The organism is Lysinibacillus sp. FSL M8-0337 (assembly GCF_038593855.1).
GTDB lineage: Bacteria > Bacillota > Bacilli > Bacillales_A > Planococcaceae > Lysinibacillus > Lysinibacillus sphaericus_D.
Genome location: NZ_CP151996.1, coordinates 2,554,139 through 2,571,897 on the forward strand (window position 1 = coordinate 2,554,139; position 17,759 = coordinate 2,571,897).

General features: G+C 35.2%; 19 protein-coding genes. 3 read left to right on the top strand and 16 right to left on the bottom strand.

Annotated features, from left to right (window positions below; all coding sequences use genetic code 11):
- Window positions 1–102 precede the first annotated feature (102 nt).
- From MKY08_RS12155 to MKY08_RS12170, 4 genes are all read right to left on the bottom strand, one after another.
- Complete coding sequence (locus MKY08_RS12155; RefSeq protein ID WP_069512222.1) at window positions 103–852, bottom strand: polysaccharide deacetylase family protein; 750 nt, start codon at window positions 850–852, stop codon at window positions 103–105.
- Window positions 853–1,142: 290 nt separating this feature from the next.
- Entirely contained in the window at window positions 1,143–1,763 is a 621-nt protein-coding gene (locus tag MKY08_RS12160; RefSeq protein WP_069512765.1) for an SDR family oxidoreductase, read from the bottom strand.
- Window positions 1,764–1,860: 97 nt separating this feature from the next.
- Complete coding sequence (locus MKY08_RS12165) at window positions 1,861–2,520, bottom strand: hypothetical protein (RefSeq protein ID WP_069512221.1); 660 nt, start codon at window positions 2,518–2,520, stop codon at window positions 1,861–1,863.
- Between the two features lie 153 nt (window positions 2,521–2,673).
- On the bottom strand, window positions 2,674–3,066 hold the full coding sequence (locus MKY08_RS12170) for a hypothetical protein (RefSeq protein ID WP_069512220.1): 393 nt from the start codon (window positions 3,064–3,066) through the stop codon (window positions 2,674–2,676).
- A gap of 315 nt (window positions 3,067–3,381) precedes the next feature.
- On the opposite strand from MKY08_RS12170, the gene MKY08_RS12175 reads away from it, so the two are divergent.
- On the top strand, window positions 3,382–3,843 hold the full coding sequence (locus MKY08_RS12175; RefSeq protein WP_069512218.1) for a hypothetical protein: 462 nt from the start codon (window positions 3,382–3,384) through the stop codon (window positions 3,841–3,843).
- A 156-nt stretch (window positions 3,844–3,999) separates the two neighbouring features.
- On the opposite strand, the gene MKY08_RS12180 is transcribed toward MKY08_RS12175, so the two are convergent.
- Both MKY08_RS12180 and MKY08_RS12185 read right to left on the bottom strand, forming a co-directional pair.
- Complete coding sequence (locus tag MKY08_RS12180) at window positions 4,000–4,302, bottom strand: hypothetical protein (RefSeq protein WP_069512216.1); 303 nt, start codon at window positions 4,300–4,302, stop codon at window positions 4,000–4,002.
- Between the two features lie 191 nt (window positions 4,303–4,493).
- Window positions 4,494–4,646 (bottom strand): hypothetical protein, encoded by a 153-nt coding sequence (locus MKY08_RS12185; RefSeq protein ID WP_176723200.1) that lies wholly within the window; start codon window positions 4,644–4,646, stop codon window positions 4,494–4,496.
- Window positions 4,647–4,899: 253 nt separating this feature from the next.
- On the opposite strand from MKY08_RS12185, the gene MKY08_RS12190 reads away from it, so the two are divergent.
- Entirely contained in the window at window positions 4,900–5,190 is a 291-nt protein-coding gene (locus MKY08_RS12190) for a transposase (protein ID WP_069512214.1), read from the top strand.
- Window positions 5,191–5,257: 67 nt separating this feature from the next.
- On the opposite strand, the gene MKY08_RS12195 is transcribed toward MKY08_RS12190, so the two are convergent.
- The 4 genes from MKY08_RS12195 to MKY08_RS12210 form a co-directional block, all read right to left on the bottom strand.
- Window positions 5,258–5,458, bottom strand: a complete 201-nt coding sequence (locus MKY08_RS12195; RefSeq protein WP_024360941.1) for a cold-shock protein — start codon at window positions 5,456–5,458, stop codon at window positions 5,258–5,260.
- A 283-nt stretch (window positions 5,459–5,741) separates the two neighbouring features.
- Window positions 5,742–6,317, bottom strand: a complete 576-nt coding sequence (locus MKY08_RS12200) for a DNA-3-methyladenine glycosylase I (RefSeq protein WP_069512211.1) — start codon at window positions 6,315–6,317, stop codon at window positions 5,742–5,744.
- Window positions 6,318–6,698: 381 nt separating this feature from the next.
- Window positions 6,699–6,890, bottom strand: coding sequence for a hypothetical protein (locus MKY08_RS12205; RefSeq protein WP_024360943.1), 192 nt, complete (start codon window positions 6,888–6,890; stop codon window positions 6,699–6,701).
- A gap of 572 nt (window positions 6,891–7,462) precedes the next feature.
- Window positions 7,463–9,037, bottom strand: a complete 1,575-nt coding sequence (locus MKY08_RS12210) for a right-handed parallel beta-helix repeat-containing protein (RefSeq protein ID WP_069512208.1) — start codon at window positions 9,035–9,037, stop codon at window positions 7,463–7,465.
- Window positions 9,038–9,298: 261 nt separating this feature from the next.
- On the opposite strand from MKY08_RS12210, the gene MKY08_RS12215 reads away from it, so the two are divergent.
- Window positions 9,299–10,653, top strand: a protein-coding gene (locus MKY08_RS12215) for an IS3 family transposase (RefSeq protein ID WP_141705601.1) whose coding sequence is annotated in 2 segments (ribosomal slippage) — window positions 9,299–9,752 and window positions 9,752–10,653 — 1,356 coding nt in all. Because the reading frame shifts where the segments join, the coding sequence is not laid out codon by codon here.
- A 117-nt stretch (window positions 10,654–10,770) separates the two neighbouring features.
- On the opposite strand, the gene MKY08_RS12220 is transcribed toward MKY08_RS12215, so the two are convergent.
- From MKY08_RS12220 to MKY08_RS12245, 6 genes are all read right to left on the bottom strand, one after another.
- The gene (locus MKY08_RS12220; RefSeq protein WP_069513276.1) at window positions 10,771–12,453 is read right to left on the bottom strand and encodes a methyl-accepting chemotaxis protein; all 1,683 of its coding nucleotides are present in this window, start codon (window positions 12,451–12,453) and stop codon (window positions 10,771–10,773) included.
- A gap of 575 nt (window positions 12,454–13,028) precedes the next feature.
- The gene (locus MKY08_RS12225; protein WP_069513274.1) at window positions 13,029–14,582 is read right to left on the bottom strand and encodes a YndJ family protein; all 1,554 of its coding nucleotides are present in this window, start codon (window positions 14,580–14,582) and stop codon (window positions 13,029–13,031) included.
- The gene (locus MKY08_RS12230) at window positions 14,551–15,162 is read right to left on the bottom strand and encodes a DUF4166 domain-containing protein (protein WP_069513273.1); all 612 of its coding nucleotides are present in this window, start codon (window positions 15,160–15,162) and stop codon (window positions 14,551–14,553) included. The genes MKY08_RS12225 and MKY08_RS12230 overlap by 32 nt, the downstream gene beginning before the upstream one ends.
- Entirely contained in the window at window positions 15,159–16,100 is a 942-nt protein-coding gene (locus MKY08_RS12235; protein WP_069513272.1) for a DoxX-like family protein, read from the bottom strand. Before MKY08_RS12235 ends, MKY08_RS12230 begins: the two co-directional genes overlap by 4 nt.
- A gap of 155 nt (window positions 16,101–16,255) precedes the next feature.
- Window positions 16,256–16,780, bottom strand: coding sequence for a hypothetical protein (locus MKY08_RS12240; RefSeq protein ID WP_024360949.1), 525 nt, complete (start codon window positions 16,778–16,780; stop codon window positions 16,256–16,258).
- 112 nt (window positions 16,781–16,892) lie between these two features.
- Window positions 16,893–17,609, bottom strand: a complete 717-nt coding sequence (locus MKY08_RS12245) for a toast rack family protein (protein WP_069513271.1) — start codon at window positions 17,607–17,609, stop codon at window positions 16,893–16,895.
- Between the last annotated feature and the right edge of the window lie 150 nt (window positions 17,610–17,759).

The window sequence follows — 17,759 nt, forward strand, 5'->3', positions numbered from 1 at the left end:
TCGCTTAGCTTAAATCATAACTGGTGTAATAATGCTAAAAAACTTCGATGAGTGCTTGTTTAACTTGCACTTATCGAAGTTATTTTAATAGTAGCATTCCTGCTATTTCTTATTGTTTTCCATTTTATTCGTTGCTTTTTGCACTTCAAGTAATTCCGAAACCGTAACAAATTTATACCCCTGATTTTCCAGTTCAGGTAAAATTTTTTCTAGTGCTTTAACCGTTTGACCACGATCTCCGCCACCATCATGAAAAAGGACGATATTTCCTTCCTTGGCCCCTTTTAACACAGTGTTAACTATTTTATTAATACCAGGGCTTTTCCAGTCCATTGTATCTTGGTGCCAAGACCACATCACTACTTTGTATCCTTCTTTTGCAACTGCATCAATCATACCGTCTGTATATTGTCCTTCCACTGGACGGAATAAAGTTGGAGAATATCCACTAATACCGTAAATTGTTTCGTGTGTTTTTTTAATTTCTTTCAATAGATTAGGGATACTCGTTCTTAAAGGATGTGTATATGTGTGAATGGCTAATTCATGCCCTTCTTCATACATTCTTTGAATAACTGCTGGGTTTTTTTCCGCATTTTCACCGACTATAAAAAATGTAGATGTTGCATTGTACTTGTTTAAAACATCTAATATTTCTGGTGTATATTTTTTATGAGGGCCATCGTCAAAGGTCAAAGCAATAATTTTTTCATTCGTTTTTATTTCCCATAATATTTGCCCTGCCTCTTCATAATATTTTCTTCCTTTATCAGCTGAGAAACGTTCACTTACAAAAAAAATGGAGACAGCTAAAATACAAAAAGGCACAATATACAGCATTAATTTCTTCAACAACTTCACTTCCCAAAAAAATTATTTAGTACTTTATTATTTGTGGAAATGATAAAAAAATGCTTTTAACTTTGAATTATTAACTGCCATATGAAGTATAAAAAAACAAGTTATGTGCCACAATAAAATTAAAGCCATGAATCTCCCTAATTATTCATTTGCTGTAGCAAACTGTTGCTACAGCTTTTTTTATTAAAATGACGCAAAGCTGCTGTAGTTCCTCCGATTACGGAAAAACACACTCATTTTAACTAATACCACCGTTAAAATAAGTGTGTGCAAATAAACTATTAATAGGCGATGCCTACTCGACAGTTCACGTATTCAGAACATTGAATTTGTTGGTAAGTAAATTCTGCAGTGTCTGCCACAGATATTTCACTCCCACCTTCTGGAAGGAAATCTCGCTCTACGCGATATTTACCTGTATAACGTCCATCTGGTAAATATGTAGGACAAACGATTGTCCAATCCATAGTTGATTGCGCTAATAATGTAAAGGCATTGTGATGTTCTTGTGCTGCAAACGTTGACTTTCGTTTTGATTCACTGGATTGATATCGAAGTAAATTAGGCGTTAGACGACTTTGTAAAACTCCAGCTGTCCCGACTGTTATAATTCGCTTCACATTTCTACTTGCCATGGCATCGAGAATAAGTGGTAAACTTGCTGTTAACGTATTTGTCCCATCCGTATTTAATGCGCTAATCACGACATCTACATCAGCCATAACTGATATGAGGTCGTTTTTATTTAAGACATTACCTTGTTTAACTTGTAAATTTTCATTCGCCATTATCATTTTACTTGGTGTACGTACTAATGTGATCACTTGATGACCATCGTTTAGTGCAAGGGAAACGATATGACTGCCTACACGGCCCGTTGCACCCAAAACTAAAATATTCAGTAAAATCACCTCTTTCCTTGCGATTATATCATAGATTTAGATTAGTTTTTATGCATGATAAAAGGACACAGCTCGTTCGACTGTGCCCCTTTATATTTTATTCTATATGAGACGTTGCAATAGCTTGAGCTAATGTAGTACCACCATCTATATTTTCATAACTATATTGACCTAAAGGTAAACCCCAAATTTCTACAAAATCCCCTTCAAGGAATTCTGTTGAATGATAGCCAATAGCATAAATCGCATTAAAGTCCATATCTTCAATTAAAATAAGTGACACTGGTGTACCATCCTCTAATGTATCTTCCTCTATTTGGATGATATCGCCTGCAAAAGTAACCATTTTCTCTAGATACGGTTTAATATTTTTATTTAAATGCTTGGAAGTGATTTTATCATCCGCAAGCTTTTTTGTTTTTTGAATGGCTTCTTTTGATAAAGCAGGGAATAAATCTGCATTCGTTGAAATAAAATTATATGATTGCTTTTCTAATGTTAGTTGATCTTCTGTGAAAAATGGTACATCTTCTAAATAGTTTCTTGCATAATTGACTACTGGAGCAGCTGCTTCTTTCTCAGTCTGATCGTTTTTAACTTCTTCTTTTTCTTCTGATTCCTTATCTGCTGAAGCTTCTTCCTTCTTTGCTTCGTTACTTGGGATAGGAGTGCTACCTCCTTTGCTAACTTCACTACCACATGCGGCTGCCATAATTGCTACTAACGACAGTACAGCCATGATTAAAAACTTCTTCATCACTAAATCCTCCCAATTCTTCTTTTAACATACTAAATATACCAATAAAGAGGAGTACATACTATAATAATTTTCCAATAATTTTCAACTTTTTGTAGTTATTACTAACTACTTATTTTCTTGTAATAGACTAGAATTCATATACAAAAATCGTCAATTTCGATCAGTAAGCTGGACATCCACAATAAACAAATTAAAGTTATTCTTTTTCGCTATGTTATTTACTATTTTTTGGATTTTGCTCTCCGTTCTGTTATCGACTTTCTCTAAATTATGTAAACTTATTGTGATAATTTGATTGTCCGATGAGTCGATTAAATATTCAATCGTGCTATCTGGATGATACCCTTCAGCTCTTAGCGCTATAATTATTTTTTTTGTTAACTGTGTACTTTGTAACTTTTGTGCTACTTCTTCAGATGCATATTGAGAAGAATTATGTTGAGATAATTGCACAGATGCAGACGGCTGGTATTTTAAATAAATCGTTACAAATACAAGTAATGCCACTACTATACAAAAACCTTTTATAAGATTTTCATGCATTTTCCTGCTCTCCTTTTTCACTAAAATACGTAATTGGGACACTAGATGCATCGCTGGAAAGCGCTCTTTGTCGAAAGAGAAAAGGAAGACAACAATGTTATGCTCTTTTATCTTCTTCTTTGCTCAAATCTTATTCCTTTCTACCATTTGTTTCCAATAGGTATACATACAGGTTTGTTTTTTAAAAAAAAGATTTTATTTTTTAACTCTATTAAGGGACATATTACCAAGTCAATACCATTTCAATTCATAGATTATAAATGTAAGGCTAGCGCGCGCATTACACAAACAAACTAACAAAAGGGAGATTTTAAAATGAAAGATAATAGATATTGCAAACATATGAATTGGAATCATTACAAAAAAGATACATGTGATAAACAAGAAGATAAATATTATTGCGAAGTCGAAAAGAAATGCTACCATGTTGTTGAAAAACATGATCATAAAGAAAAATCTTGTTGCCGAAAACATGAAGATTGGAAACACAATCATTGTACTTGTGAAGAAAAATCTTGTTGGAAAGATGACAGAGATGAGCACAAAGACGATCATCACCACTGTGAAGGCTGTATTTGTCATTTATTACGAAGATTTGAATTAGGAACTACAGTAGATGTTTATTTATCAAGTGGAGGTAGCTTCCTTGGTGTGATTTTCTTAAAATTAGATACGTGTAATTGTTGTGCTTATTTTGTGGAAGCTGGAGCTGCACATGCCCCTATTATTGTCGATTGCAAAAAAATTGACGCACTCAGACGAATTGCAACTGTGTAAACGAACCTAAGCTTTGCATAAGAATCTGCTTGCTATTTACGGATGACTTTCAGTGTACTCAGATATCTGCTGCGTCTTCCCAAATTCTCCGAAATAGTCAAGCAGATTTTACTACGAAGGATGGAGGACTGTTACAAGCTTTTCCTATACAAAAAATTATCCATTGACAATTACTTTTACTATTGGTTCTATTTTCCCTTTCGATACATCTCCTACATAGTCCACATCAATAATGACTGCTCGTGGTTCAAAACGTTGAATACTATCAATGATACGTGCGGTATTACGTCTCTTTGCAAAATGAAAAGGGACTTCAAGCTCTTTTTTTCTGTCCCGCTCTCTCTTATCAGGGTAGGACATAACAAATGTAGATAAAATATATGCTACATTTTGCAATATTTCATCGACGCCTGTTGCACCAAAATCAATATTGCTCTTAGCGGTAACTTGATGTGTCATTCTATCAACCTTTCTTCCAAGAACGTTCATTCACATAAGACTTTAAATGAACAGTATCTTTCTTAATCCATTGCTAGATAACCCATTGTAAAAGGAACACTTAGTTATGTATGCAAAAACTGCGAAGGATATGTTAAAGTTAATCATTCGCAGCCTTATGTAACATCTTATAAATTATGATTTCACCCTCTTTATCTTGTTACCGCATAATAAATTACATATAACCAACTAAAGCATCCATGAATAATTGCCCAAAGTATAGAATGATGAACACTCCAAGATATTGTAATAGCTAAAGCTGAACCAAATCCTATTCCATTTTTCACTACAGTTTTCTTTTCCATTTTCCGTCCTTCTCCCTTCGTTTTTTTGGTGTATACTACACGATGATCTTTTATGATAATTCCTCCTAAATCTTCTACTTTTTTCCTTAACAGGATATGTACTTAAATCATAACATTATATGTTTAAAAAAAGCTGAACATCATACAAAGCTTTTATCATACAATTTATTTTTATTAGCGAAGTCACGCTACACTTTCCGCCACTGATTATGATTGAAAGGTCATGGTCATAATTAGGAAAAGGAAGTGATTTATGTTGAAACTGTTAATCATCTTATCAAGCATTGTTGTCCCTATTATCATGCTTTTACTACAATACAAAAGCAATAGCGTTCATAGTCTATGGAATGTTTTGGCAGTGTTTGCACTGATTATTTTTGGTAGTATTGCATCCACCTCAATTTATCAAATTATCGTAGATGGTGCAGTATTTATGACAACAATCCACGCCATTTTTTTAAATCCATTATTTTTAGTTGTTGGGGCTTATCTTGGTGTATTCATGATATACAGATTGCTGCTTTTAACATGGAAAGAAAAATAACGATTGAATATAAAGAAAAAAAGAAGCATTCTTAAAGAATGCCTCTTTTTATAAAACGATCGTTCAATTATAGTTTAACGATGTTTTTAGCTTGTGGTCCGCGGTTACCGTCTTCTACTTCAAATTCAACTTTTTGACCTTCGTCAAGTGATTTGAAACCTTCACCTTGGATTGCAGAGAAGTGAGCGAATACGTCTGCTTCACCTTCAACTTCGATAAATCCAAAACCTTTTTCTGCGTTAAACCATTTTACTGTACCTTGTTTCATAAATAAAACCTCCAAAAAATAAATTAATAAACAATTTCTTCAGAAAAAAAAACCACCTATTATAAAAAGTACCGAAAAACACGATTACTTTTGTAATAGGTGAATTCAATATTTTAAATCAAGAAATCTTATTATTAATTCCATTATATATGAAAACATCCTAATTGTCTAGTGAAATCGTATATTTAAAATATTGCAATAGTATTACTGGGAAATGTTATTTTAGTTACTTATTTTTCACGTCATCATTTCATCTTTATTAACCTTGTTATAGCTGTAAATTTTAAGATTGTGCTAACGATTGCTCTTGGCGACAACTACAATCTACAATATGATCATTGACCATGCCTACTGCCTGCATAAATGAATAACAAATCGTGCTACCAACAAATTTAAAGCCATCTTTTTTAAGCTGTTTGCTCATACGATCACTTAACTCAGTAGTTACTGGGACATCTGTAATCGTTGCCCAGTTATTCACAATAGGCTGATTGTCGACAAATGACCATATGTAATGTGAAAAGGAACCATGCTGTTGTTGGATACGTAAAAAGGCTTGTGCGTTCGTTACAACGCTTGCGATTTTAAGCTTGTTGCGCACGATACGTGTATCCTCTTTTAGTTCAGCCAACTTTTCTTCGGTATAGGAAATGATTTTGGCAGCATTAAATTGGTCAAAGGCCTCTCGGTAACCGTCTCTCTTTTGTAAAATTGTCCACCAGCTAAGACCTGCTTGTGCCCCTTCTAGACAAATCATTTCAAATAAGCGCTGATCGTCATAAATCGGCACGCCCCATTCCTTATCATGATATTCTACATATAATGGCTCATCTAACTTTACCCATTCACATCTTTTCATCTTCACTACCTCCGACTATTTTTTATCTTTTAAAATTGGCCTTGTCACATTCATCAGGTACAACATACCGAGTCAAGATATCCCCTTAGGTGTTTTGGCTGGTGAATAAATCTTCGCATACCTCCTTTCTTTTCTATTTCTACCTTTATACGTTTATAATAGGTCTAAGTTTCATTTTTTGCCAAATCACAGTTTTTTTAGCTTTCGTTTTATATACGAAAAAATCACAGTTATTTTGTACACAACAAAAAAACTGTGATATCTTCTTTTTACATATATTGTGATGTAAGCCTTACCATTTTGGCTCACATGATTTTAATAATTTGTTCTATGCATAATATCACGACACATCGTTTATTGCTTTGACAAAATCGCTTGATATTAATTTAAATATGTATTGTTTGACGTATTTCGTTCGCGCTCATCTATTACTAGATGGATAATAAATGCTAGCTGTTGTTCAATTAACAGATTATTTTGATGAAATATATCAGCTATTGCAATTTTTTGGCTATCTGCTAATTCAACTTTCTTTAGCATCATCATAATTTCTTCTTTCGAAAGCCCAAACATCTTTTCTCACCCCATTTCCAAATTCAAAAATATTTCATTATTCCAAAAACATTATCCAAAGGTCTAGTGCTACAGACAGACAATATTATTAATGAACCATTTTTACTAATTATAGGATATAACCTACAAATTAAGCAATCTAAAAACTAAATTTTCTAACAATATTTTCTTCCAAAAAAACAAACATTGTTATTTTGGATATAATATTACAAATATTTTAAATTTACTTCCGAATAAATTCCAAGTTTTCTCAACATAATGTATCGCGCACAAAAAAGTGGGCAATTTTCTTACAAATAAATACTTCTTTTGTCGAATTTTATGAATCTTTGTCCATATTTTGCATGAAATATTCGTCCTCTTCAAGTATTTTATCTCGCAAAGGTCTTTAACCTTTCACACATAAGACACTTTTATAGCATAGTAAAAAATAGAATATATATGGTATTGGACGTCCAACCCTACTGTTTATACCCCTTTTCTTATAATTGAAACCTCCATGTTTACCATTTGACTTGTAACAGACATAAAAAAAGTAATTTCAAAAGTTTGAAACTACTCTTTTGCTTTTTTCAATCTTCCACATTGCTTCCGTTACATGTACTTAATTTATCGACACTTCGTTGTGTTTTTTTACTCATTGCTTGCTGTAAGTCTATATGGATAATTCTTGAGGAGTCATCTTTTTGACATCTCCCCGCTTGAATTGGTCCGCGAATATATAATTGGCTTCGTTCCTGTACAACAGCCGCTGTTTTAACATTTGTTAAGGTGCTATTGACGAGTTCAAGAAGCGATTGATTGGTCATTGCCAAAAAAGTTCGCTCGGTGTCGTTGATTGCACAATTTTGGATGCGCCCTATTGACTTATCAGACCAAAATATGGAATAAGGGCTTTGTTGACATTGCGTGAATTGACTATCTACTACTTCAACAATCGCATCAATACACGTAATTCCATTACCAACTATATGATGAAAGGCACAATCGTTGACAAAAAGACGCGCATTATTAATATAAATATGATGACTTTCTAATTCCTGTATGCGTGAATTTTTTAAAGTAATTTTGGCATGATCATTTCCATAAATTCCACCTGTTTGCCCAAATTGAATGATGCATTGATCGAGCACAAGACCACTCGCATCAACAATTACATGAAATTGTATATGATGATGGATTGTACATTCAGTCATTATGACATTGGCTTCGTTGAAAATGGTGATACCCGTTGTGCTGCCATTGGTCACCTGGCATTTTCGAATCTCGGCTTTACTATTCTCTATAAACAACTGTGGCTTTTTATGGCCATATAACTGGCAATCATAGATAATAGCCTTTGATTTTTCGCCAATATACAGTCCATTCCCATTACTTTTCGCAATGCGACTATCAGACGCTACAAGTTCGCTTTCATGGACAACGACATTAGTTTCAGCATGTTGCTTGATTTCACATTGATCGATTGTTAATTTTGAACCACTAAATACTTGGATTCCTACGTCTTTTCCTTCGTGAATAAGCGAGTTGACTAAAGAAATTGTACTGGACGCTGCAACGATTTGAGTTTTTTCATGCCCATGAATTTCACAATCCTCTATGACCATGTGAACGTTTCGTATGGCAAAAATTCCATTCATCGTGCCCTCTAGCAACATGCACTTCGACAATGAAATTTCACTATTTTGCGCAATAATTTGTGCTTTCGTATGCTGGTGTAATGTTGATTCAATCAGCATTACACTTGATCCATTATCTATCCGCATGCCAAATTGATTAGTTGTCCCTGCCAGTATATCAACATTTTTCATCACTAAAGTACCAAAGTTAACAGTGACTTGGGTACTCACTTGTTGCTTTTCGATGATGCAGTTTTCAAGCTGTAGATCCCCTTTCACATAAATGCCGTGGCCTTGACTAAATCGGATATTACGGATGTCTACATGCGTATGGTAACGAATAAACACGCCACCTTTAATCGTAACATCCCCTTTACCATAAAGCGTTAACCTTTTTGAAATCTCTATACTTTCTTCATAGATACCATCTCGAATTTCTATAGCATCTCCAACTTCAGCGTCTTGCAGCGCCTGATTGATATTTTGATAACGATGCATTATCCCTTTTTTTACTACAAGTGTTGCCATCCACATGCCTCCCGTCGTTTACATGTTGTACTTTAATAAGTACGCCACAAATCAACCTATTCATCCTATTTATATCCCCATTGAGCTTACGATTATTCAATTTTATCCAAATAAATGAGCATTTCATCGTTTATCCATTTAAAAGTCTATTTTTAAAAGGTAATCACCAACAATACGTAAGAAAAAAAACCAGCAAGTGAGCGATACTGAACTGCACCCCAATTGTTAGACACATCTAACAATTGGAGGTGCAGTTTTTATATGGCTAAATTTAGTGGAGAAGAAAAGTTAAATGCTGTTTTAAGATATTTAAATGGAAATGAAAGTGCGAGATCAATTGCCAAAGAAATAGGCGTTTTACACCCTAATCTTTTAACTTGGGTGAAACATTATAAACAACGTGGTGTTGATGCTTTTGTAAAACAATATACAAATTACTCTGCACAGTTTAAACTAGACGTACTAAATTTTATGATTGAACACGGTACATCCTTAACTGAAACAGCTGCTATTTTTCATATAGTGGCTCCTTCAACCCTATGTGTTTGGAGAAAACAATTTGAAACAAAAGGATTCGATGCCCTTCAGTCAAGGAAAAAGGGGCGTCCATCCATGAAAAAAGAAACGAACAAACAACCAAAACAAGTACTAGTAGAGGGCTCACCGGAAGCACTTCGAGCAGAAATCGACCGACTACGTATGGAAAACGATTATTTAAAAAAGTTGAATGCCTTAGTTCAAGCCAAGGAAAAATCACCAAAGAAGACAAAGTAAAGGTCATCTATGAACTAAGGTACAAATACCCGGTGAAGGCTCTCGTGGCATTCGCAAAGATTCCACGTAGCACGTACTACGATTTAGTGAAGAAGATGAATCGACCAGATTCAGATGCCGAGTTAAAGGCCGAAATTCAAGCAATTTATAACGAACATGAGGGTCGTTACGGCTACCGTCGCATTCGTGATGAGCTCGCGAATCGTGGGCAAAAGGTGAATCATAAGAAAGTACAACGCATGATGAAAGAGCTTGGTTTAAAGTGCATAGTAAGAATGAAAAAGTATAAATCTTATAAAGGGACAGTTGGCAAAATTGCGGATAATATTTTAAATCGTAACTTTAAAGCCGATGCCCCAAACGAGAAATGGGTAACGGATATTACTGAGTTTAAATTATTTGGCGAAAAGCTTTATTTATCGCCTGTTTTAGACTTGTTTAACGGAGAAATTATCACCTATACAATTGGCTCTAGACCTACCTATTCATTGGTCTCAGAGATGTTGGAGAAGGCTTTAGCACGCTTGCCAGAAGAACATAAACTACTCATGCATTCCGATCAAGGCTGGCATTATCAAATGAAGCAATATCGCCACGCTCTAAAAGCAAAAGGTGTTGTGCAAAGTATGTCACGTAAAGGGAATTGTCATGATAACTCCGTAATGGAGAATTTCTTTGGCATAATGAAGTCCGAATTCCTTTATTTAAAGGAATTCGAAAGTGTGGAGCAGTTTAAAATAGAATTAGAACAATATATGAACTATTACAACACAAAACGTATCAAGGCAAAATTAAAACTGAGTCCGGTGCAATACCGAACTCAGTTTATCCAAGCTGCCTAAATGAAATAACCGTGTCTAACTTTTAGGGGTCACTTCATACATTCGCCTCTTACTGGTTTTGTTTATAGTTTTATTTGTTGTTTTTTTGATTTGGTATCCAATCGTGTTTAACCTTATTTATAATTTAAATTTCCCAATAAGATCATTTAAGTTTTCAGCCATTTCAGCTAGATGACTAGAACTATTTTTTATTTCATCCATTGAGCTAGCAGCTTGTTCTATCGTTGCTGAAGTTTCCTGAATACCTGCTGCCGATTGCTCAGACACAGCGGCAATTTCATCCACTGATTTATTAATAGTCATCGTATTTTGTACAACTTCTTCTAGCTTCGTTGACATATTGACGATGCTCGATGACATCGAATAAACAGCATTTGCAATTTCACTAAATGTCTCATTCGTCGAAACAATTTGTGTTGTACCTTTTGCAACTTCTCCATAGCCTTTTTCGAGAGAGGATGTCACAATGGTTGAATCATCTTGGATTATTTGAATTATACTTGTAATTTCACTAATAGATGAAGATACTTGCTCTGCCAGTTTTCGAACTTCATCTGCTACTACTGCAAATCCTTTGCCATGCTCTCCTGCACGTGCCGCTTCAATCGCTGCATTTAACGCCAGTAGATTTGTTTGCGCTGCAATATCATGAATTACCGCAACAATTTTAGATATTTCCTGTGTTTGTTTATTTAATTCATCCACCTTTTCAACTGAATCTTTTACAATATAGTCAATTGTCATCATTTGTTGTGTAGAAGCTTCCATAAGCCCTTTCCCTTCTTCTGTTAGCTTCATTACAGATTCAGAAAACTGATAGACATCCCTACTACTTTGATTGACATCCGTTACTTTCGTTGAAAAGTCCGTCATACTTGTTGCTACATCAGATGCATTACTCGCTTGCACTTCTGTTCCGCTTGCAATTTCTGCAACTGTTTCTACCACTTGCTCTGTCCCCTCTTTTACTTCTGTAGCAGATTGCATTAGTTCCTCACTATGGGCGGCTACCTCATTTGACACCGTTTGAATATGTTTTAATAAATTATTTAAAATTTGGGACATCGTGTTTGTTGCTTCGGTTAATTGCCCTATTTCATCCTTTGATGTTACATTTAGTGCAGGTTCGCTTAAATCCCCATCTGTAATTTTCTTCATGCGATTTGTAATTAAGATAATAGGCTTCGAAATAATACGAGCGCTAATTAACGCGATCATAATGGCGATAAAGACAATGCTTATTCCTACAATAATACTTATAGTTTGCTTACGCTCCCCATCGGTAATAAGTGTATCTCCTACAGCATTTATTGATTGTTTCCGTTGTGCTGCTAATGCCTCATATCCCTCACGAATTTCTGTCGCTTTTTCATCCATTGTAGCTAAATTATGTATGGCTAATTCCTTATTTCCTTGATCGTATACATCAAAAACCTCGCTTTGAACATAGCTACTCCATTCTTTTGCCATTTCAGCATACTTGTTAAATTCCGCTGATTCAGCAATAGCTAAACGTATTTTTTCATTGGCAAGCGCTCGTTCTACATTTTCATCATAAATTGTTTTATATTTTTCATTGCCAGATAATACATAGCCCCTTGCTGTGGCAATTCTTAAGCCAATAGTAGATGCTAACTCATAATCAGCAATTAATAATTGCAACTCCTCATCCACAATTTGTTCTGTCGCTTGGTTACTTTGTGTGATTTCGTAAAAATTAAAAGCAATGTATAAAACAATAACGGCAACAACAATACTAAATGAAAATACTATTCTTTTACTAATCGATTTAAAATTCATTTGTTAATTTCTCCTTCTTATTATCGTTTTTTTTGGCAATCCCCTTCGACTATTCTATTTCTTCTCTAAAAAATAACAGGCAATCGGTAAAAAATTTAACTGTATTGCTTAATATTAGTAATCTACCATTTTTAATTAGCTTTAGGATGAAATAATATTTTTTCTTATAATTAGTTGAATAAAACAGAGGTTTCTTTGTGTTTTTTAGCATCCTTTTGATTTTCAACATTACTTTTCCTTCTATTGAATTATAATTTTTACAAAAAAGAAAAATTATCAAACAAGACTTTTCGCCCATATCTATTGCTGTTATAGTTAAAAAATACAATTTTATCAGGACATGAAACTAATATTTACAAAAAGGGACTAATTGGATAGTGATTTTTCTCTATGCTATTAAGATGAAATTAAATGCTCTATCTTTGTGAAGATAAAATAGATAACAAGACTAATTATGCAACTCCTCCCAGTAGCAGATAATAACGTTCACAGCAAAAAAGTGTTAAATCGACGTTCGTCAATCTAACACTTCTTCTCTTTCTTTCGGTTATTTTTTATTATTGTAGAATAGTCATTTATCTTCGTTCTATTTGATAATCTATGCGTAAAAAAGACAATCCAAAAATGCGCATCGTATGTATCGCCGTTAAAGTTGTATCATTTTTAGCAGTAATCGTAAAATGCTCATTTAAGGGCAGTCTCAATATATTTTGTTTGAATGCTAAATAGATACCTGCTTCCCCTGTTTTGGAGCTTGTTATATGTAATTTTCCGTCTTGCTCATATACATATAAAATACCTATCATTGTTGAAAAAGGTAATGGTAAAGCAATATTCATATACGTTGTTTGATTGGTCGTATGTTGTGAGTAAATGGCTACGAATATCGTTTGCTCGTTTATTTTACGAATCCAAGCACGCGGAGCAAGGCGACCATCCTGTCGTTCATCTACTTTCACAATAACGCCATTCATCTCCACTGGTCGACTGGATAGCGGCAAATTAAGCTGTTGCATCCAACGGCTAATTCCTTGATAGATGAATGCAAATGGTTTAAACCATAATCGCCATTGTACCGAAGCAGTTAAACGATAATTAGTCGTTTGCTCATAAAAATGTGGAATAATTTGCGGAAGTTTCCGTGTATCTACAAAATCTTGCAGTGTATCAACTAAACCGGTATGCGGCTCTTCCAGAGGCTGTAGTTTCCCCCGTATACGACTCACCGGAAACGTAAAAGGCTGATGGGAAGATTTTGGGACGTCTATTCCCCACGCGATTACCCCCATCAATCCAAACAATAGACAATTCACTAAACCATGATAGGTTAACATGTCGGGAATACTTATAATCGACGTGCCAGTAAAATTTCCAATAGCATAAAGAAAAGATCCTAAAATGGTCAAACATAACGAGCCGTAAGAAATCCGCAATAGTACGCCCTGTCTCTTTGGCATAGTTGTTTTCAACGACAGTGTAAATAAGCAGTAGATGGCAAATATATAAAGGGCAACTGATACGATTTCAATGATTGTCGAAAACGTAATACCAAGTGCAACTAGCAATGGTCCTGTTAATAAAATCATGGCGACAGCATTGTACCATTTGCTTGTATGTAAACGTCCAAATAATCCAATTGATATAGCGAATAAACAAGCCGAATAGTGAAAATGAATTGCAGTTAACCATGTAATTAACGAGGAAAATCCTGTATCTATTTCTGCTATAAAGGCAAAGAACCATAGACCTCCGATAAATAAATAGAGGAGTCCAATATCTATAGCGATTTCAGCAATGTTCGTAAAACCTCGCTGTAAAAAGCGAGTCATACCTTGCAATGCCATATAAGCTGTATATACAACATATAAACCCGCTAAGAAAATCGCGAACTCACGACTAATAGGAAAATGTAAAATTGTTACAACAAGCATCATGGCGATGACAAAGGTATGGCATATTTTGTTGAAAGGGACAACCATTTTTAGCATTGCTGGGATTAATACAAGTTGCGCAAATGTAAGTAACAGTAAATAATGTGGTTGCATGCTAAACAAATAGCAACACAACATTAGTACCCAACCTATTAATAACACGGGACTAAAGAGATTTTTGCGTAAATTCCCCAGCATACATCATCAACCTCCCCATAAGCGGATTATAAATCGATACGTGAATGGTAAAAACTTCTCTGCACTCATCATAGCCTTCCTCGACAATAACACGCCCTTCTAGCTGTTGCGGTATCGCGCATTCTAGCCTAGATATAACAAATCGTTGTGGCCCTGAGCGAATAATTAATTTCCCTTCTCTTGTCACTGAAAACAGTAAATCTGAATAAAAAAGAGCTGGTGAGCCTAAGTAATCTTTGACAATTTTTTTGATTGGATCAACCGTCATCCTCGCATCAAAATACCTTGTCTTGTGATTAAAATAAAAAGATCGTTTCCATATGACCTCCAATTCTCCATTGGGCAGTTGTCGACATGTATTACTTATTGTAAAGGGGATATCCTTTCCTGACTCAGGAAATAAAAATCTAAACTTTGCAGCTATTAGATAAAAGGGACGCATCCATTTTGCTCCTGATTGTATACGATGCATCACGCCTTGCGCATTAAACGTTTGACCTACTGGCAATGCATAGCGCTGTTGTAGTTTTGGATGGAGTCTTTTAAAGTCCTCCCCTAATAACGTTTGATAGATGGTCATTCTTTTTTCCCTCGCTTTCGTTTACAACTTGCCGCGCTAGGTAAATCTTTACTAAGAACAAATCCTACAATTGATAAGACCCATAATGCGCCATTTAATGTGACTGGGTTGAATGGTGCCATTGCAATATCAGTATCTACTAGCACAGCACCAAGCGTTAATAGTGGGAATAACATGATTTGCAGCCCAAAGAGCAGCCGCTTCCCTCTAGGACTAGGTACTAACCAGCAAAGCGCAAATAGCATCTCTGCCACACCAATCCAATAAACGAGTGAAGTTGCATTTGCTACATTGCGGTCATTAGCAGCATTCAACTGTGTCAACGAATGTTCTACCATCATCACTTCCAGAGGATGTTGGAACAGTACTTTAGGTATTAGTCCATGATACAACCAAACGAAGCAAAATAGTGCGCTAATAAGCAGTGTTAGAAAAAAGCGTCGATATTGCGCAGATGGATTTTCACCCTTCTCTAGCCACCTTTTCAATACATCAAAACTAAGTGCTGTTGCCCATCCCATTAATGGACGAAATACCAAGTCAAATAGCAAACCTAATTTGCCATAGCGCACTTCATAATCATATTGCGTTAAAAAAGTTAATCCTTGTTTCTTCGGAATATACTTCCAATAACCTTTGCCCTCTGTAATTGGTGATATTTTTTGTGGCGTCCCAAAATGCAAAGAGGATATTTTAACGTCATCTTTCGTCAAATGTTCCCCTTTACTTTCTCCCCAGCCACTCACTGTTACACCAGGCATCACTTTTGTTTCATAAGTAAAGCGTTGCAGTTCTGAAAGCTCTTCTTTTTCTTTATATGTAATGGATGTAAAGCGTAAATCCCACTGCTCATGCAAATTTGGGTTTTGAGTATAATGCCAAGCATCCTCAATCGGTGCTTGTATTTCAATTTCAACGTAAATCGGCTTTTTCTTCATCCCACTCTCTCCTCGAAATATAAATTTCAAACAATGATTGTAAGTTTGGAAACTTCTTAGTTAATTTTACTATATTTAACATTATAATAGTGCAATAACGATGAAGTTGATTACATCAAAAAAACACCTTTCATTCATGAAAGGTGCTTTTCACACTATGCTCCGACAAATAAGACAGCCTGTCCTATGGCAATAAAAAATGCTTCATGTTGAATCGGGCTCGTTGCTTCAATTTCCAGCGTAATATCAAAATGTGTTTCTTGATAAACCGCTTGCCAGCGTGCAATTGGCTGTTCATCCAACGTAAACACAGACCAGCCTTCCATCTCCTTATTCAGCATTATTTTTTGTTGACCATCTGTTATGATTAAATCTGGAATCATGATTTGCCAGCCGTCATAGGCAATCATATAGTCTTTTCCTGTTACAAAGTCCTTGCCTTTGAAATGCACACGCCCACGTCGCGATACTTTTTTACAGGAGAAAAGACGTTGTCCGTCCACTGTGCTGACATCAAATTGTACAAAATATCGATAATCCATCGTACGGTCAAAAGCTTTTTTCAATCCATTGGAGTAAATCCGCTGTACAGTTGATGAGACGTTTCCTTCCTCATTCACTATTTGAACTACTTTCGTCGATTCAATCGTTACAGGTTGTTTATATGTAAAAATTCTCAATCCGTTCGCTCCTTCAATTACGCTTGCTTTCTTTAAGCTAACATAAAATAAGCGTCAAATACAATTCACCTGTTGTATTTGACGCTTAAATTAATCGTATTGTCGTAGGTAATTACTTATCTAGTTTGAATGTAACGTCGCCTACGCCTAACTCCGAGTTCACCTCAAGCACTATATCTGCCTTTTCATACGCCTCATTCACATAAATCCCTTGACCTTTTGCAATAAAGCCTTCTAGATTCATCGAACCAATGCCTTTTTCGGTCGTTATTTTTACACCGACTTCTGATGGTAAAATGACCGTAGTTTGCCCAACACCCGTTTCAATATTTGTTTTGAAGCTTTTTTTCCAATCGCCACCTAAGTCAACATTTAGGTCGCCTACCCCTGTTTCAATATCTAATTTTTCAAGTTTCAGTCCTCGTAAATCGAGCATTGCTTTTGATGCACCCGTCTCTATCGAAAGATCCATTGGAATGTCTTCATTTAATTGGACATCCCATAAATTTTTTATATTCCCCATTTTTACTTTACTAGAGCCTTTATGATCAATATCAATTTCACCTGTATTGCCACGTAGCTTATACTTCACTTCTGGTGCTAATTTATTAATATTATACTGGGCACTTCCCTCTAACCATTCTTTCGCACCTTTTGAAACCGTCATTTCCCCAACACCTAGATTTATTTCAACATCTAATTTTTGTGCATCATCCTTTTTTACCTGAAAGGTATCTTCTTTTTCCTTCTCTGGAATCACAGAAAAACAACCGCTTAAAACGAACAACGAGCCACACATCATGAAAGCTAAAACCAATATTTTTTTCACATTATTTCCTCCTACTTTTTCATATCCTATTCATTTCATTTTATCTGATTCTCGCTATATGGAAACGACCCTTGGCTTTAACTTCATCTAAGACCTAAGACGTAGCCGTATCCATTTTCTTTACCATCTATATGCGACTACTTGTCAAAA

What these genes read in the sequence shown, in the direction of transcription:
- MKY08_RS12200 (WP_069512211.1), bottom strand. Translation starts at nt 6,317, where the DNA reads ATGAAAAGATGTGAATGGGTAAAGTTAGATGAGCCATTATATGTAGAA.
- MKY08_RS12165 (WP_069512221.1), bottom strand. Translation starts at nt 2,520, where the DNA reads ATGAAGAAGTTTTTAATCATGGCTGTACTGTCGTTAGTAGCAATTATG.
- MKY08_RS12185 (WP_176723200.1), bottom strand. Translation starts at nt 4,646, where the DNA reads ATGGAAAAGAAAACTGTAGTGAAAAATGGAATAGGATTTGGTTCAGCT.
- MKY08_RS12175 (WP_069512218.1), top strand. Translation starts at nt 3,382, where the DNA reads ATGAAAGATAATAGATATTGCAAACATATGAATTGGAATCATTACAAA.
- MKY08_RS12170 (WP_069512220.1), bottom strand. Translation starts at nt 3,066, where the DNA reads ATGCATGAAAATCTTATAAAAGGTTTTTGTATAGTAGTGGCATTACTT.
- MKY08_RS12195 (WP_024360941.1), bottom strand. Translation starts at nt 5,458, where the DNA reads ATGAAACAAGGTACAGTAAAATGGTTTAACGCAGAAAAAGGTTTTGGA.
- MKY08_RS12180 (WP_069512216.1), bottom strand. Translation starts at nt 4,302, where the DNA reads ATGACACATCAAGTTACCGCTAAGAGCAATATTGATTTTGGTGCAACA.
- MKY08_RS12230 (WP_069513273.1), bottom strand. Translation starts at nt 15,162, where the DNA reads ATGACCATCTATCAAACGTTATTAGGGGAGGACTTTAAAAGACTCCAT.
- MKY08_RS12220 (WP_069513276.1), bottom strand. Translation starts at nt 12,453, where the DNA reads ATGAATTTTAAATCGATTAGTAAAAGAATAGTATTTTCATTTAGTATT.
- MKY08_RS12225 (WP_069513274.1), bottom strand. Translation starts at nt 14,582, where the DNA reads ATGCTGGGGAATTTACGCAAAAATCTCTTTAGTCCCGTGTTATTAATA.
- MKY08_RS12190 (WP_069512214.1), top strand. Translation starts at nt 4,900, where the DNA reads ATGTTGAAACTGTTAATCATCTTATCAAGCATTGTTGTCCCTATTATC.
- MKY08_RS12210 (WP_069512208.1), bottom strand. Translation starts at nt 9,037, where the DNA reads ATGGCAACACTTGTAGTAAAAAAAGGGATAATGCATCGTTATCAAAAT.
- MKY08_RS12205 (WP_024360943.1), bottom strand. Translation starts at nt 6,890, where the DNA reads ATGTTTGGGCTTTCGAAAGAAGAAATTATGATGATGCTAAAGAAAGTT.
- MKY08_RS12235 (WP_069513272.1), bottom strand. Translation starts at nt 16,100, where the DNA reads ATGAAGAAAAAGCCGATTTACGTTGAAATTGAAATACAAGCACCGATT.